Source organism: Chlorobium sp. KB01 (assembly GCF_001975465.1).
GTDB lineage: Bacteria > Bacteroidota > Chlorobiia > Chlorobiales > Chlorobiaceae > Chlorobium.
On sequence record NZ_MPJE01000105.1, the window covers coordinates 34,463 to 51,146 of the forward strand.

General features: G+C 50.6%; 13 protein-coding genes. 7 read left to right on the forward strand and 6 right to left on the reverse strand.

Going from position 1 to position 16,684, the window contains the following annotated elements:
• Positions 1–15 precede the first annotated feature (15 nt).
• The 3 genes from BOO20_RS11080 to BOO20_RS11090 all read right to left on the reverse strand — a co-directional run bounded on the left by BOO20_RS11080 (position 16) and on the right by BOO20_RS11090 (position 2,469).
• Positions 16–864, reverse strand: a complete 849-nt coding sequence (locus BOO20_RS11080; RefSeq protein ID WP_076792720.1) for a deaminase — start codon at positions 862–864, stop codon at positions 16–18.
• Positions 865–924: 60 nt separating this feature from the next.
• The gene (locus BOO20_RS11085; protein ID WP_076792722.1) at positions 925–1,968 is read right to left on the reverse strand and encodes a radical SAM protein; all 1,044 of its coding nucleotides are present in this window, start codon (positions 1,966–1,968) and stop codon (positions 925–927) included.
• A 204-nt stretch (positions 1,969–2,172) separates the two neighbouring features.
• Positions 2,173–2,469, reverse strand: a complete 297-nt coding sequence (locus BOO20_RS11090) for a hypothetical protein (RefSeq protein WP_076792723.1) — start codon at positions 2,467–2,469, stop codon at positions 2,173–2,175.
• 654 nt (positions 2,470–3,123) lie between these two features.
• Here BOO20_RS11090 and BOO20_RS11100 point away from each other — a divergent pair.
• On the forward strand, positions 3,124–3,948 hold the full coding sequence (locus BOO20_RS11100) for an FkbM family methyltransferase (RefSeq protein ID WP_083694668.1): 825 nt from the start codon (positions 3,124–3,126) through the stop codon (positions 3,946–3,948).
• Positions 3,949–4,001: 53 nt separating this feature from the next.
• Here the strand turns inward: BOO20_RS11100 and BOO20_RS11105 are convergent, their stop codons facing one another.
• From BOO20_RS11105 to prfB, 3 genes are all read right to left on the reverse strand, one after another.
• Positions 4,002–4,847 carry a M23 family metallopeptidase gene (locus tag BOO20_RS11105; protein ID WP_076792726.1) on the reverse strand — a complete coding sequence of 282 codons (846 nt, stop codon included), beginning with the start codon at positions 4,845–4,847 and terminating at the stop codon, positions 4,002–4,004.
• Positions 4,848–4,870: 23 nt separating this feature from the next.
• Positions 4,871–5,713, reverse strand: a complete 843-nt coding sequence (locus BOO20_RS11110; protein WP_076792728.1) for a metallophosphoesterase — start codon at positions 5,711–5,713, stop codon at positions 4,871–4,873.
• A gap of 34 nt (positions 5,714–5,747) precedes the next feature.
• A protein-coding gene (gene prfB, locus BOO20_RS11115; RefSeq protein WP_198935456.1) for a peptide chain release factor 2 occupies positions 5,748–6,843 on the reverse strand; the annotation gives its coding sequence in 2 pieces (ribosomal slippage) (positions 5,748–6,773 and positions 6,775–6,843; 1,095 coding nt in all).
• A gap of 384 nt (positions 6,844–7,227) precedes the next feature.
• Here prfB and BOO20_RS11120 point away from each other — a divergent pair.
• The 6 genes from BOO20_RS11120 (at position 7,228) to BOO20_RS12795 (ending at position 16,243) form a co-directional block, all read left to right on the forward strand.
• Entirely contained in the window at positions 7,228–9,240 is a 2,013-nt protein-coding gene (locus BOO20_RS11120; protein ID WP_076792746.1) for an alpha-1,4-glucan--maltose-1-phosphate maltosyltransferase, read from the forward strand.
• Positions 9,241–9,303: 63 nt separating this feature from the next.
• Positions 9,304–12,606 carry a maltose alpha-D-glucosyltransferase gene (gene treS, locus BOO20_RS11125; RefSeq protein ID WP_076792731.1) on the forward strand — a complete coding sequence of 1,101 codons (3,303 nt, stop codon included), beginning with the start codon at positions 9,304–9,306 and terminating at the stop codon, positions 12,604–12,606.
• A gap of 75 nt (positions 12,607–12,681) precedes the next feature.
• A complete protein-coding gene (locus BOO20_RS11130) occupies positions 12,682–13,320 on the forward strand; it encodes an alpha/beta hydrolase (RefSeq protein ID WP_076792732.1) in 639 nt (212 codons plus the stop codon).
• Positions 13,321–13,630: 310 nt separating this feature from the next.
• Positions 13,631–14,866: a cytochrome c biogenesis protein ResB gene (locus BOO20_RS11135; RefSeq protein WP_076792734.1), complete on the forward strand. Its 1,236-nt coding sequence runs from the start codon at positions 13,631–13,633 to the stop codon at positions 14,864–14,866.
• Positions 14,866–15,663 carry a cytochrome c biogenesis protein gene (locus BOO20_RS11140; RefSeq protein WP_076792735.1) on the forward strand — a complete coding sequence of 266 codons (798 nt, stop codon included), beginning with the start codon at positions 14,866–14,868 and terminating at the stop codon, positions 15,661–15,663. Before BOO20_RS11135 ends, BOO20_RS11140 begins: the two co-directional genes overlap by 1 nt.
• 325 nt (positions 15,664–15,988) lie before the next feature.
• Positions 15,989–16,243: a hypothetical protein gene (locus BOO20_RS12795; protein ID WP_144277168.1), complete on the forward strand. Its 255-nt coding sequence runs from the start codon at positions 15,989–15,991 to the stop codon at positions 16,241–16,243.
• Positions 16,244–16,684 lie beyond the last annotated feature (441 nt).

A 16,684-nucleotide genomic window follows, 5' to 3' on the forward strand; every position in this document is an offset into this window, starting at 1 on the left:
CAGAGCGCAGGGCTGTTATATCTCCGGATGAAGAGGGACAAACTCCTTTGGCACTGATTCAACCATTTTTTTTGCCTCATTCAAAAACTTGTCGTTGATTGATGGCACTTTAGCTTTATACGCTTTCAGCTCACTGTAGGCGCTTTCAAAAATCAGCCGGGCCTCTTCCGATTTGAGAAAATCGGTTATATGTGCATCAGGGCCATATTTCTTTTGGTACTCTGAAAATCCCTTTTCCAGTTGGTCGCAGTAGATGATATTGGCCCGTTCGGAAATAACCGGACGAGGGTATGGCGGGTAACCGTTTGGCAGGGCGGATGAATCAAGTTGCAGTCGCTCAAGGGCTTTGCCGAACCCCGGATCACTCTCTCCATACAGAGTGTTGCGAACCTTTTGCAGTGTCATCATGCCAGAGCACTGGGCACATGGTTCCAGTGTTGTGTAGACTGTGCAGCCATTGAGGTTTTTGATATCCGGAACTTTAATTCCGTGTTGCCGGTCGGCATTCAGCTTTGCAAGGTACCCGATCATCAGGCGTACCTCTCCGTGCTGTGTTTCATTGTGTGTTACGGTATTGCAATTCCGGGCCCAAAAGACCAGACGGCTGTTCAGTGAATCGCTGCTCAGGAGAACAGATCCGATATTGTACCCGCGGGCATTATCTTTCTGCCAGCCTTTGTAGACTACCGAATAGGCTGCCAGCATACCGATATAATCTCTTTCGGTTTTCCAGTATACAGCCTTTGAACTTGTGTTGCCAATCTCTACGGAGCGTCCTCTTGCTTGAGCTTTCGGTCCGCCGACCAGTGTTATCATCACCACAGCACTGAAGAGATATCGCAGATAAAAACCGCTCTTTTTCATGTCATCAGAAGTTTTGATTATTGATGATGATTACCAGGAGTAAAGTCTGTATAGCTTCCTTTATCGGTTACGGCAGCAGTAGGTACTTGCGTAGAGGGCGTTGCTTGAAAAAAAGTTTGAAGAGCGGCATCCACCCTTGCATTCACTGCCGACATCGCACCCCTCACACATTCCGGTGAGCATGTCGGGAGTGAATTTTCTGTTGTAGGCAAAAGCATTTTCATTATTCCAGATATCTGCCAAAGGTTTTTGGCGCACATTGCCTTCGATGAAATGATCCGAGTAGAGCGAACCACAACCCTTTATATTGCCAACGCTGTCGATAAACAGTCCGGTAATTCCGGCAGAACACCCTCCCCAGCAGGGAATCAGCGATGATGTTCCCCGGATATACGTTTCATTGTCATCGAAGTATCCGATACTGTCTGCCGCGACCACGACCATCTGCTGATCACGGTTTTTGTCACGTATGAAATCTATAACCTGCCGCACCTGTGCAGGAGTGACAACGAAATCAGGCCGATCAGCCATGTTGCCCATGGCATTGATCAATTGCAGTTGCCAGAGCGATACATCATGTTCAAGAAGGAAAAGGTAGAGATCTTCGAGATCATTACAGTTCAGTTGCATGAGGCTGGTTACTGCGCAAATGCTGATCCCATGTTTACTCAAAAGGTCAAGTGTTTGCTCTATGCGCTGAAACGCATCGACTCTGCCTCTTATCATATTATGCGTTTGTTCGATACCGTCGATGGAAACGCCTACATTGATCAACCCGGCTCGTTTTATCTGTTCGATTTCAGCTTCCCCGATCCTGTAGCCATTCGTAACAATATTGATTTTGATCCCTTTGTTCGAGAGGTATTCAGAGAGCTGATCCCATCCTTTAAATAAAAAAACCTCTCCACCGATGAAGGTCAGATCCTTGCAACCGAGGGCGAGCAGCGCGTCAGCTACCGTGAAGCACTCCTCAAGACTCAGCTCGTTTGGTCTTGCATTTCCGGCTTGAGAACAGCAATGCATACAATTCATTGTGCAGCGAAGGGTCAACTCCCAGTTACAGCCCTTTAGTTCGTAGACTTGGCGTGTCGTGTTTACCTTCATTACAATGATTTTTCCTGATGAATGTTTTTATGCAAGGAGAGTGTCTCTGCCGAGATAGTGTTTGGTGCCAGTTCAGGTAGCGTTTAAACTGCTTTTTAAGCTGAGTGAATAATCTGCATGATTAATCTGCTTTGGCAAAAAAGAGGCTTAATCATGGCGGAGCGAATCATGTGCATTCTCTCCGCCAAACTCACCGTATGATAGCTAATGGAAGGCAATTGCTCCGGATGCCAATAATTCCGATGAAACATTCAAGGCTGAAAATTTGGTCTTTATACCCTGAATGTCTGATAGATGAGCAATCTGTTCATCGGTCAGATAGAAATTCCATTTATTTTTCGAGACAAGATCATTGGGAACCCTGTACTTTACCAATGATCCAGGATCAATTTTAGAGGTGATAACTGCCTTGGTGATCGCAGTCAGGCCTTTGACATGATCAGCTACCATTCTTTTTTGCCAGCTCGTCAGGTAGATTGTTACTGTTTTTTGTTCAGGCATAGTTGGCTCCATTGTTGACGGTTATTGAGAAAACAGATTACGACACTATTTGGCAGGCCGTTTTTTTAGTTACCGGTATTGCTGGTACGGCTTTCGTTGTTGTTTTTGTGTTGTAAAAATAATGTTTTTATAGCGTATAAAAGAAAATAAAAAGTAATGGCAGCCACTCGAAGAGGAAAGAATTCTTTGATTTCATGGAGCACGGATTTCTGCACTACAGGAGATATGTAGGGTAATGCATGCAGCTCCTTCACCCTGATTTCGGGCCATGTAAGGGGAAGCCGAATGCTTTCAATTTCATTGATTAACCTGAAAATTGACCTGTTGACTGTTCGCCTGAGTTTTTCGCCAAACAGGTTGGCAGCAGTCACACTTTTGCTTCGGGACGCAGTTCGCCGGGCGTGCAGGAGTGTTGTAGCCGTTTACACGAAGTATGTCGTTGACAGGTTATTTGAATGCTCAGATGCATCGTATTATGGCTTGATTGTTGCCGGATCGTATGCCTTATTCATGATGTTTTCAACGGAGACAAGCTGCGGAGAGCCCTGTCATTTCAAGAGTAGACAAGCTTCTGTGGCACAATGAATGTGATCGTGAATTATATTGACAGCATGGACTCTCTTTCTGTGCGTTGAAGCTAAAATTTTACGTTTTATGAAAACCATCTCCCAGTTGGCCGGACATCAACGCCTTGTAAGCGGAAAGCACGGGGTGTTTGTCTATAACCTCCACTGCTTTTATTGCGGTCGTGCGCTGGAGTTGTATGGTGAATACTGTGAGCATGAGGTTCAGCTTTTCAGCGGTCTTGTAAAGGAGGGTGATACGGTATGGGAGATCGGCGCAAATATCGGAGCTCTGGCTGTTCCTCTCGCTAAGATGGCGGGGAAGAGCGGTTCTCTTGTGGCTTTTGAGCCGCAACCGGAAGTGTTCAATAATCTCGCAGCAAATTTTGCGCTTAATTGTCTGGGTTGGGCGCGGGCTCTTCCGTATGCGATGGGAGAAGGTCAGGGAGTGCTCACCCTTCCAGGGGTGTCGCACGACCGTCCGGGGAATTTTGGCGGGGTCAGTCTGGTCGATTCACCGGGCGGAGGAGAAAAGGTTGAGTGCCGGACGGGGGATGAACTTGCTGCCTTTCTGCCAAAGCCTGATTTTATCAAGATAGATGTTGAAGGTATGGAGAGCGGGGTGCTGAGAGGGATGTCCGCGCTGCTTGCTTCAGAAAAACCGGTGCTCTATGTTGAGAACGATCGCCTTGAAAAGTCGCAGGAGCTTATCGAGCTGCTCTGGTCATTCGGTTATCGCTGCTGGTGGCATATTGCGCCATATTTTAATCAGGAAAATTATTTCGGGTTTCAGGAGAACCTCTATCCGAATCAAGTGGCGGTTAACATGATTTGTATCCATCCTGACCATCAAAAGATTCAGATTAAAGAGTTGCCGATCAGTAATTCAGCAAAACATCCTATGCTCCGGGAATGACGGGATGCACCCTGTCTTTCGATTACGCTAAACTTTTTTCAGCATACGGTTATCTACAGCGAATGGCCCTCAAAAAGCTCCGGGTCAACGCTGGTTCCGTAGAGGTAGGTGCCCCAGTGCAGGTGCGGGGCGGTTGAGATGCCGGTGTGGCCGACTTTGCCGATCACGGTTCCGGCTTCGACAAGCGCCCCTTCGGTAACGGTAATGGCGGAGAGGTGCATATAGATGGAGGTAACTCCCTGGCCGTGGTCGATGATGACCGTGTTGCCGTGCACCTGAAATCCCTCTTCGACCCGTCCGGTGAGTACGACTCTTCCTTTTGCGGTGCTTATTACCTGTGTTCCCTTTGGTGCTGAAATATCAATACCCTTGTGGTAGCTCTCGGCCGGTCCGCCGTTGTAGGAGCGTTTAAGTCCGAAAAGGCTGCTTGTCTCTCCTGCTGCGGGGCGCATGAACCTTCCGGCAAAGAGCTGTTCGGGTGTTTCGGTATGCAGTGCAGCCTTGACTTTTGTTAATTCAGTTTCCGTTGCCTTGAGTGCTCGTTTTGTGGTGTCAAGCGTGATCTGCTGGAGCGGCCGGTTATTCGGTATTACCCGCAGCGTCAGGCTCTTTTCATATACCCCCTGACGAACCAGAAGCTTCCAGCTGCCCGGCTGGGCAAGGTTTTCGACCGGAAGGAGCGCTCTCCAGGAGCCGTTCGGCTGGAGGAACATCCGGAAGCTGCGATCCATAAAGCGGAGTTCAGGCACGGTGTGAGTGCCGGTTACGGTGACCATAAAAAACTGACCCTGCTCTCGTTCGCTGTGGGCAACACCCAGTTGAAATGGCTCTTCACCGCTTCCTGTTGCAGGAATGGTGACGGTTGCGAAGAGCATGAGGAGCGTGAAAAGCTTCATCATGGTATGCGGGTTCAGCTCGAAGATTAGAGAAGGGGAAGGTCGTAACGTGCGCTTCCTTCCTGATTATAAATCACCATCCTTTCGCGGTAGAGCTCCACGATACCAAAGCTGAATTCGGGATGCTCCTTCCGGTTTACAAAGGCGGGAAGCACAATAAGGTGTTTGCCGTTCTCCTGCAGGTAACCACCGTAATGATAGTGTCCGCTGATGCAGGCTTTAATCGCTGGTGAGGCGGCAAGCAAAGCGGCAATTTCGCTGTGGTTCCAGAGGAGTCCGTGCTTCTCGTCAGTTGTTTCCCGAAAGAGCGGAAAGTGGCAGAGGGCGATGGCCTGCTCACCGGCCAGTTCAGCGGCAGCAAGCTCGTTTTTCAGCCACGCTTTCTGCCGGAAGCCGATAGCTCCGCAGTAGTCGTGTAACCAGGGATCCACGTCAAGGCGGTCAAGGTAAAAATCGAGAATCTCCCGGTCTTCCGGAGTTTCAGGGGTGTTGAGTACCGAAACCTCCATACCATGAAGCACGATAAACCGGAACCCTTTTGCCGTAAATGAGTAGTATGGTCTGCTCATTCCGAGTGCTGCCAGCAGCCTGTTTTCGGCTATGGCAAGGCAGTGGTTGCCGATAACATGGCGGATGGTGCCCGGAAAATCCTGCATGATGGCCAGAACCTGACTTAGCTCATCCTCACAGTGCTCTTCACTTCCCCTTATGCTATCGCCGAGCTGCAGCAGAAAATCAACATTATTATTTCTGCTGCTTTTGATCCACGTTCGAAGCTCTTCGGCCTCTCCGGCATTGCTCCCGGCAGCGTAGTGTATGTCGGTTACAACTCCGAACCGGACAAGCGGCTCACTCCCGGAGGTGGGCATCAGAGCCTCCTTTTTGCATTACTGTCGATGCTCATCAGTCGCTGAATTCAGAGAGGTAGTGCTCCATAAACTCATCAAGATCACCATCAAGCACGGTTTCAACGTCAAAGCGCTCGTAGTTGGTGCGGTGATCCTTGATGCGCCGGTCATCGAGAACATAGCTGCGGATCTGGCTTCCCCACTCGATTTTTTTCTTTTTACCCTCAATCTCCCGCTTTTTGGCATCCTCTTCCTCCCGCTGCCGTTGATAGAGCTGTGCCATAAGCATTTTCATGGCGCGCTCCCTGTTCTGGAACTGTGAACGCTCCTCCTGGCACCCGACCACAATTCCGGTCGGAAGATGCTTGATGCGCACGGCGGTTTCAACCTTGTTGACGTTCTGGCCGCCCTTGCCGCCGCTGCGGAAGGTCGAGAGCTCCAGATCCTCCTTGCGAACCTCGATCTCAACATCAGGAGGTGCTTCCGGATAGGTGTAGACACTGGCAAAGGAGGTGTGCCGCCGGGCGTTGGAGTCGTAGGGCGAAACCCGAACCAGCCGGTGCACACCGTTTTCGGCTTTCAGGTAGCCGTAGGCATAGGGGCCCTGGATTTCAAGTGTAGCCGTTTTGATGCCCGCTCCGTCCCCCTCCTGATAGTCGTCGGTATAGATTTTAAACCCTTTGCGTTCCGCCCACCGCATGTACATCCGATAGAGCATTTCCGCCCAGTCCTGGGCCTCGGTACCTCCGGCTCCGGCATGAATGGTGATGAGCGCATTCCCCGCATCATCCTTGCCTGAAAGCATGTTTTTAAACTCAATGGCCGCAATCTCCTGCTCGATTTCAGCAATGGCGATCGAAAGCTCATCGGAGAATGATTCATCCTCAAGCTCGGATGCAATTTCCAGCTCATCGAGGCATACCTTCTCTTTTGCTGCGAGCTTCTCGTACCCTTCGGTCCAGGTTTTATGCTCGTTCAGCTCCTTCAATATCTTGTGGGCCTCTTTCTGGTCATTCCAGAAGGCCGGGTCAGCGGTTATTTTTTCAAGATCCTCTACTTTCTCTTTGCGCTGATCGACGTCAAAGATACCCCCGTAACTGTTCCAGGCGGGGGTGTATCTCCTGCAGTCGTTCTTTTTGTGGTTCAAACATGATGGCTCTGTAATGTTGGATTGTATAATAAATCACCCTCAGAAAACCGGTCAAACCTTACCGGCCGTTGCTGTGAAGTGTTCCGTAAGCTTCGGGGTAAAACGATCATGAAGATTGTTTTTGGCCTTTGATCCTGCGGCTACCCTAAAGGAACAACATTTTTTTTGAGAAATCAAGGCAGCCTCAAGGTTCATCATTTACCATACTCTTTGAAATTAGCAGAGTATCTGCGCAAAAAAGTAAGGGAGTTTTCCTATTTTCCATTCTGTTGAATAACAGGGGGCAGCATCGGAACGCTTGGTACTGTTTATTGAGAAGGTCAAGTTTCCTGAAGAACTGCTTTATGGCCGGGATTCCCCCGGTTTCCAACCAGAAATTCTGAAGATGAGCAAAGCATTCCGCCGGACTGTACTCAACGCTGTCAAGCAGGAGTTTGACGGTCGCCAGAGGGTGATCATAGAAAATCTCTCACCCGAACTTGACGGGGGAAAATACCCGGCAAAAGCTGTTGAGGGAGGGTTTATTGTTGTTGAGGCTGATATTTTTGTCGATGGAGCCGATACGATCTCTGCGGAGCTCTGTGCACGGCCCTCCGGCACCTCTGACTGGCATCGATCACCGATGCACCCGATCGGCAATGACCGCTGGTCAGGGAGCCTCGACGTCGGCAGCCCCGGCAGTTATGAGTATACCATTGAGGCGTGGGTTGACCATTTCCTTACGTGGCAAAAAGGATTGATTAAAAAAACAGAAGCCAATCAGGAGGTCTCTCTCGACCTCCGGATCGGCGCACTTCTGATTGATGCAGGGGTGGCGAGATCGACCGCTGCCGATGCAGAAGAGCTCAAGCGCTATGCAGCTGCCGTTCGCTCCGGTGAACCCGCAGTGTCCGTCAAGGCGGTGCTTGACACCCGGCTTGCAGAGCTTATGGCGCGTGCTCCCGACAAGAGCTGTGCTTCGCTCTACGAAAAAATACTCCTGCTCACTGTTGAGCAGAAAAAAGCAGGATTCAGCTCCTGGTACGAACTCTTCCCCCGATCATGGGCTTCAGAGCCGGGACGGCACGGTACCTTCAGGGAGTGCAGCCGGATGCTCCCGATGATTGCCGGAATGGGGTTTGATGTACTCTATCTCCCCCCGATTCATCCGATAGGTGATGCCAAGCGCAAGGGAAAGAACAATGCCCTTGTTGCAGCTCCCGGAGAGCCGGGAAGCTGCTGGGCTATCGGCAACAGTGACGGAGGCCACAAGGCGGTTCATCCGGAACTCGGCACTGTTGATGATTTCAGGAAGTTTGTTGCCGAAGCCGAATCGCACGGCATTTCCGTTGCGCTTGATATTGCCTTTCAGTGTTCGCCCGATCACCCCTGGGTAAAGGATCATCCAACCTGGTTCCGCTGGCGTCCTGACGGTACGGTGCAGTTTGCTGAAAATCCGCCCAAAAAATATGAGGATATTCTCCCCATCGATTTTGAGAGTGCTGACTGGCAGAACCTCTGGGTTGAGCTGAAAAGCATCTTTCTCTTCTGGATTGAGAATGGCGTGAAGATCTTCCGTGTCGATAATCCCCATACCAAGGCTTTCGGCTTCTGGGAGTGGGCAATTGCCTCAATAAGAGCGGAGCACCCTGATACGGTATTTCTTGCCGAGGCCTTTACCCGTCCGAAACTGATGGCAAGGCTTGCCAAAGCAGGATACAGCCAATCCTACAGCTACTTTACCTGGCGCAATACCAAGCATGATCTTCAGGGCTATCTCACCGAGCTGACAACCTCCGGGCTGGAGCATTTCATGCGCCCGAACTTCTGGCCGAACACGCCCGATATTCTGCCCGACGAGCTGCAGAGCGGAGACCGCAGAAAATTTATTATCCGGATGGTGCTTGCCGCAACCCTCTCCTCCAACTACGGGATGTACGGGCCGGCCTACGAGCTTTGTGAGCATCTGCCTGTTGCCGAGGGCAAGGAGGATTATCTCGATTCGGAAAAGTATGAGATCAAACAGTGGGATCTTGACCGTCCGGGCAATATCCGGGCAGAGATCACCAGGGTCAACCGGATCCGGAAGGATAATGCAGCCCTGCAGCAGACCGCTGATATTACCTTTGTGCAGATAGAGGCTTCGGCAGGGCGCGAGGATGACTATCTTATGGGTTATGTCAAACGGACGGAAGACAACAGCAATATCATTCTTGTTGTAGTCAATCTCGATCACTCAAATACCCGAGGCGGATGGCTGCGCTTTCCGCTTGAGCGCTTCGGCCTCTCGCACGAGCACCCGTTCAAAGTCGAAGATCTCTTGAGCGGTATGAGCTACGACTGGAACGGTGAGTGGAACTATGTGGAGGTGAACCCAGGGAACATGCCGGCGCATATTTTCAGGGTAACGCTCGGCTGACACCGTTTTTTTTTAGAGCAGAACATTTTTTTATCAATTATCACTGTATAGCACACCATCATCATGTATCAACCCGAATTCCTCTGGTACAAGGACGCAATTATCTACGAGGCACATGTCAAAACCTTTTTTGACAGCAACAATGACGGCATTGGAGATTTTCAGGGATTGCGACAGAAGCTCGGTTATCTGGAAAGCCTTGGCGTAACCGCCATCTGGCTGCTTCCGTTTTACCCCTCTCCGCTTCGTGATGATGGCTACGATATTGCTGATTACATGTCGGTCAATCCCGACTACGGTACGATGGAGGATTTCAGGGAGTTTCTTGATGAAGCGCACAGCCGCGGCCTGAAGGTTATTACCGAGCTGGTGGTGAACCACACCTCCGACCAGCATGCGTGGTTCCAGCGTGCAAGAAAAGCACCGGCAGGCTCTCCGGAGAGAGATTACTATGTCTGGAGCGATGATCCGAACAAGTATTCCGGGACCCGCATTATTTTTCAGGACTTTGAGGCCTCAAACTGGACATGGGATCCGGTTGCCGGACAGTACTACTGGCACCGCTTTTTCCACCATCAGCCCGATCTGAACTTTGAGAACCCTGTTGTTCACAAGGCGCTCTTTGACGTGCTTGATTTCTGGCTCGGTATGGGTGTTGACGGACTCCGTCTCGATGCCGTACCCTATCTCTATGAAGAGGAGGGGAGCAACTGTGAAAACCTTCCGCGCACCTACGACTACCTGCGCAAGCTCCGCTCCTATGTTGATGAGCACTACCCGAACCGCATGCTGCTTGCCGAAGCCAATCAGTGGCCGGAGGACTCCGCAGCCTATCTGGGCGAGGGTGATCTCTGTCACATGAACTTCCACTTCCCCCTGATGCCGAGAATGTATATGGCTCTGGCTACGGAGGATCGCTTCTCGATTATCGATATTCTCGACCAGACACCGGAAATTCCCGAGAACTGCCAGTGGGCGTCGTTTTTGCGTAACCATGATGAACTGACCCTTGAGATGGTGACCGACGAGGAGCGCGACTACATGCGCCGCGTCTATGCCAATGATCCCAAGGCGCGCATCAATCTCGGCATCCGCCGCCGTCTTGCCCCGCTGATGACCAACGACCGCCGCAAGATCGAGCTGATGAACATCATGCTCCTCTCTCTGCCCGGTACCCCTGTGCTCTACTACGGTGATGAGATCGGTATGGGCGACAACTTCTACCTTGGCGACCGTGACGGTGTACGAACCCCCATGCAGTGGAACTCCGACCGGAATGCAGGGTTCTCGCGAGCCAATCCGCAGCAGCTTCTCCTGCCGGTCATTATTGATCCGGAATACCATTACGAAGCGGTAAACGTTGAGGTACAGGAGAGCAATGTCAACTCCCTGCTCTGGTGGATGCGTCACGCTATTGCCACGGCCCGCCGCTACAAGTCGCTCAGCCGCGGTACCATCGAGTTTCTGCAGGTCAACAACCCCAGGGTATTGATCTTTATCCGTCGTTTTGAGGATGAGACCATGCTTGCGGTCATCAACCTTTCACGCAACGCCCAGGCGGTTTCTATTGATCTTTCTGCCTTTGAAGGGTTCATTCCCGAGGAGGTATTCAGTCTCAACCGCTTTCCGAAAATCCGCAAAACACCTTACATGGTGGCTCTCGGCTCCTATGGCTACTTCTGGCTGAAGCTTGTTGAGGATACCGAAAAAGTTGTCGGGCGTCCATGTCTTGACAAGCCGTTTGCAACGGTGTCGCGCTGGACAGGCCTGTTCAGCGGAAAGAGCCGTGAACTGCTTGAAACCGAGCTGCTGCCGCAATTCTATAACGCGAGCCGCTGGTTTGGCGGCAAGGTTCGCAACATCATGCGCATCAGTATTGTCGATACCATTCCTGTTGAGGGAATGGCGCTGGCCAAGTTGCTTGTTACCGAAGTCCGGTACTCAAGCGGTGAAAATGACCTCTATCAGCTTCCTGTCTGTTTTGAGCCGCTTGCGTCGGCAAGCGCCTCTGACGACAACTTCCTGAAGCGAGTTATTGCAAGGGTTACTGTTGGCGGTGAAGAGGGATATCTCTGCGATGCAACCTTTAACAACCAGTTTTTGTCGCAGCTCTTCCACATCGTTACCGGAAAGGACAAGTGGCAGGGCAAGGCGGGACTTATTACCGGTATGAAAGCCGCCAAAGCAGACTCTTTTATTGACTGCACAGTCACGTGTGAACCGGAGCCGGTACTGATGGGTATAGAGCAGACCAATACCTCCGTCAGGTTCCACAAGGATCTCTGTTTCAAGCTCTACCGTCGCATTGAAAGCGGACTCTCTCCGGAGGTTGAGATGTGCAGCGCTCTGAGCGATCGTACTGCATTCAAGAATCTGCCATGTTATCTTGGTTCGCTGAACTACACCCAGAACCGAACCAGCCGGTACTCCCTTGGCATCCTGCAGCACTTTGTCCAGAACGAAGGTGATGCATGGCAGCTCTCGCTTGATCAGGTCAAGCGTTATTTTGATGAAGTGCTTTCAAAAATCAATACCGGAGTGACCCTTCCTCCGCTTCCTGCGCTGAGCGGTGAACCGGTAAAGATTCCCTCGCTCATGCACGAGCTGATTGGTGAAGCCTACCTCGGCATGATTGAAAAGCTTGCAGAGCGGACCGCCGAAATGCATCTCTCCCTTGCTTCGCTCGAAAGCGATCCTGCATTTACCCCGGAAGCATTTACAACACTTTACCAGCGTTCGATCTACCAGGCAATGTGCGAGCAGGTCAAACGCTCCATCATCCTGATCCGTGAAATCATGCCAAAGCTCCCTCCCGGTCAGCAGGAGCTGGCATCACTGCTGGTACAGAAGCAGAGCGAGATTATCCGGCAGCTTGATCCGATTCGCCTTGAAAAGATTGATACGCTGAAAATCAGGATTCACGGTGACTTTCATCTTGGCCAGGTGCTCTTTACCGGCAAGGATTTTGTTATTATTGATTTTGAAGGCGAGCCTGCCCGTCCTGTCTCCGAACGCAAAATCAAACGTTCGGTCTTCCGCGATATTTCAGGAATGCTCCGCTCATTTGACTATGCGGCTTTCAATGTGCTGATGGAGAGTCAGTCGGTAATTCGGCCTGAAGACCGTCTGGCACTTGAACCCTGGGCAGACCGTTGGAGCTTCTATGTCGGCCAGCACTTTATCGATACCTATTTCGAAAAAACCAGGGGCAGCGATATTGTCCCGCAGGATCCAAAACAGCGTGAGCATCTTATGCGAGCCTATCTGATGAACAAGGCGGTCTATGAGCTGAATTATGAGCTGAACAACCGCCCTGAATGGGCAGCTATCCCGCTCAAGGGTATTTTGAAACTTCTGGAGCTCTAACCCCGTTGTGTTGAAGGCCGGGAGCTTGCCATATCGGCTCTCCCGGCTCTTTCACTGTTTTTTCAGGCGTGTGCTATGCAGGAGTACTCCTTTCAGACAACAATCAGCGCAAGATATCTTCTCCAAACGCCCTCAGCCTCAGGCCCGGTTTCACTTCTTGTGGGGTTTCACGGCTACGGAGAGCGGGCCGAAAATGCGCTTGGGCTGCTCACTTCCATTCCCGATTCCGCCGGATGGCTCTGCTGCGCAGTTGAAGCCCTTCACTCCTTTTATCTTCCCGACGGGAGTGCGGGAGCAAGCTGGATGACTGCCAGAAACCGTGAAGTGCGTATTGCCGAGAATGTTCGCTATGTTGACGGGGTTATCGACTGTATAAAAGAGCGGTTTGCTGTGCAGGACCGGCTCGTTTTTCACGGCTTTTCCCAGGGGGGCGGCATGGCCTGGCGCGCCGCTCTGTCAGGCAGGCACCGGGCGTCAGCTCTTATGCTGCTCGGTGGCGACATCCCCCCGGAGCTTGACCTTCATGGCTGCACCATGCGGGTGCATCTGGCGAGGGGAAACCGCGACAGGATCTACTCACAGGAGCAGTTTGAGCAGGATAAGGCAAGGCTTCAGCATGCTTCGATCCCTTTTTCGGCAATGCTTTTCAGTGGAGGCCACAAAGCAGGGGAGGAGTATTTTTCCGGGGTATCGGAGTTTCTTTCAGCGGAGTGAACGCCGGAGTAAAAAAAACAGTTACTCATTCTGAGAACTGTTGAACTCATCTGTTTTCAATACTATATTGGCGTACGATCAATCAGCATTCACCACTCTCCCGCAAGGAACCGGTTGCAATCTGCCCTTGAATGATCATGTAACGGTGGATAAGAGAGGGGTAAAGAGATCGTCTGCACTGAACGGTTTCAGCGTTGCACCAGGATATATGTTGAGCTTGTCCGGTTTATTCGTGCATATTTTTTACCCTATGCCTCCAGTGTTGAGAAAAACAAGATAGTTACCTAAAAAGATTTAGAGCTGTATCCTTATGGTTGTTGTCCGGCGTCGGTGGTTTCAGGCCCCCTGGGAGTTCAGGGAGGCATTTCTTGTTACCGCAATGGTCATTATTGCGGGTTTTTTTGTTGAGTATCTGGGCGCAGGGGGTGGTATTCCGCTGCTCCATCTGCCGGTTAACGCCATAGCCCTTGTTATTTTTGCTCTTACGGTACTTGGTGCTGGCCTGGCGTTCAGGAACAGCGCTGTTGTCCAGTGGCTGGGCGGTATCCCCCTCGGGCTTGCTCTTATTTTTGCAATTGCCGTGCTCTCCCTGATCGGAGGTATTGTGCCTCAGGGAGAGGCTGTTGCCGGTTCACTCACCGCGATGCTGCGGATAAACCAGATTTTTTCAAGCTGGCCTTTTCTTCTGACGGTGCTCTTTTTTCTTGCCAATCTCGGCCTCGGCCTCTCCTGGAAGCTCTTTCCGTTCAGTATGAAGAATCTTCAGTTTATTCTTTTTCATGCCGGATTCTGGCTGGCACTCTCCTGCGGTATTTTCGGCAGCACCGATCTTCAGCGTTTTGTTGTCCCGATCGAGATAGGAAAGGCCAATAACCTCGGTTATTCGATGAACAGCGATACCCCGCAGCAGCTCCCTTTTTCCATCTTTCTTCAGAACTTCTCCCTTGAAGAGTATCCTCCCCAGCTTCTGCTCTATGACCCGCAAAACGACAAACTGCTTGTTGAGCGCTCACAGGCAATTATTCAGGTTCGCAGGGGTGTAACGGCATCATGGAAGGGCGTGGAGGTTGAGGTGGTCGATTATCTCCCCTATGGACTTCGCGGCAGTGACGGTGAGCCTCAGGCGGCTGACCGCAAGGCGGGCATGCCTTTTGCCAAAGTGCGGATCAACTCCGGCGGGGCTCCTTTTGAAGCATGGATCAGCACCGGTAGTCCGATGCTGAAGCCTGATGCCGCAGATCTTGGCGGGATTCTGCTCATCATGGTTCCCGGATCGCCGAAGTCCTTCAACTCTGCGGTATCCATTCAGGGCGAAAACGGTGAGCAGAAAACCGCAACGCTCGGTGTTAACCAGCCGTTATCATTTGGTGGCTGGAAGCTCTATCAGATGGGCTATGATGAGAAAATGGGCAAGTGGTCCCAGCTCAGTCTGATTGAAGTCATCCGTGACCCATGGCTTCCGGCGGTCTATCTTGGTTTATTCATGATCATGGCGGGAAATATTCTCTTTTTCTGGAATGGCATTAAACATTCAGAGGTTGCATAATGGTAATTGATTTTAACACTGCGGCCATTCTGGCCATTTTTTGCTGGGCTTTGGGCTCACTGCTTGATCTCTTTTCGCGTAAAAGCGCAGCCCTGAAGCTTCCGGCTTTTCTGATTGCATTCGGCGGGACGATGGTCATGGTGGCGTACATAGCCATCTACTGGAGTTTTCTCGGTCGCCCTCCCCTCAGAACTCTTGGTGAAACCAGGCTCTGGTATGCCGCCCTGATTCCGCTTGCAGGTTTTCTGGTTGAGTACCGCTGGAAAATTTCCTGGCTGAAGTACTACTGTATGGCGCTTGCGGGATTTTTTCTTGTTATTAACCTGCTTCATCCCGAAGTGTTTGACAAGACCCTCATGCCAGCGCTTCAGAGCCCCTGGTTTATTCCCCATGTTGTGGTCTATCTTGTCGGCTATGTGCTGCTTGCTGCATCTTCGGTGGCTGCATTGCACAATGTCTCGCTCCAGTTGCGCTCCAAAAAAAATGATGCGGGCGAAACGGCTGCGCACTATCTGGCTCTGCTTGGCTTTGTGCTTCTGACCTTCGGTCTCATATTCGGTGCGCTCTGGGCCAAGGAGGCATGGGGTCACTACTGGACATGGGATCCAAAAGAGACCTGGGCGTTTCTCTCCTGGCTTGCTTATCTGGGTTATCTTCATGCATTCCGATACAAGATTGATCGCGGAAAACTCCAGTGGTACCTTGCGCTCTCGTTTATTATACTTCTGGTCTGCTGGTTCGGCGTAAACTATCTGCCTTCGGCACAGAACAGCGTTCATACCTATACGCAAAGCTGATATTTTAACGTTACCTGCGCCGTTAACTTTTCGGGTGCGGTGCAGATGAGTGCTGAAAAAGAGAGTGATGATTCCACTGATCAGGTTTTTTCCATGAGCTTGTGTATCAGGAGCTTTTAATCTCTATGGGTCATATTCCCCGCCTCTTGAGGCGTAAAGTATGATAGAGTTGTCTTCAAAATACCCCGCGGCTTGCGGCGGGGTTCTTTATTCATCAAATAAATTATTTATCATACGCTTAGAGCAGGAGTACGGTTCAGGCTTGCTTTTTCTGCTGATGAACATATGGTATAGCCGGTTTTGGCTTGTTATAAATAAGAGTGCGATGCTGTTTACTGTAAAATGCGGGATTGTTATCCTGTTTTTCATCTCCCTGTTCAGCAATGCGCTTGCAGAACAACAGGTAGCAGTAAGCACAAAAGTTACGATCTCTATTTCGGAATCTGCGATTCGGTATTTTAAAAAGCAGAGAATGGCGGCGGTTAAAGCAACACCTGACATGCCCTCTGCTCTTCCCGCACTCCAGGACTCCTCCGCTACATCGTCCGGACGACCTACACCCTTTCCTGCGTTCCTTTAACCACCCCTATTTGCGCTTCAGCTTCACCGGATAACCCCGAGTAAACCGTTTGATAGCCGATACAGAGCTTTTTGAGACACTCCATAACTATTGCCTGCTGCGGGATTACGGTATATGTTATCTCGAAATGGGTCTCGTAATAGTTGAAGGTTTATAGCCTGTAAAGCCGTTTATCCTCTTTTTTTGTAGCGATTTTCGGGGAAAAAGTGTCAATAAAACCGGAAATTTTTATGTATCTATACTTAGTATATGTCTTATAAAACGATACGATTTCATGAAAATGAGACGGATTGTCACTGTGGAACTGTCTCATACGCTCTTTTGTCGTTTGTTCGGCAAGAAAATATTCAGGATGAGTGATGTGAATATAAACCATTTTATTATCCTAAAAGTCGGATAAGGCGCGCACGTTAACGGATAAGTATCACTATTTAAGCACGA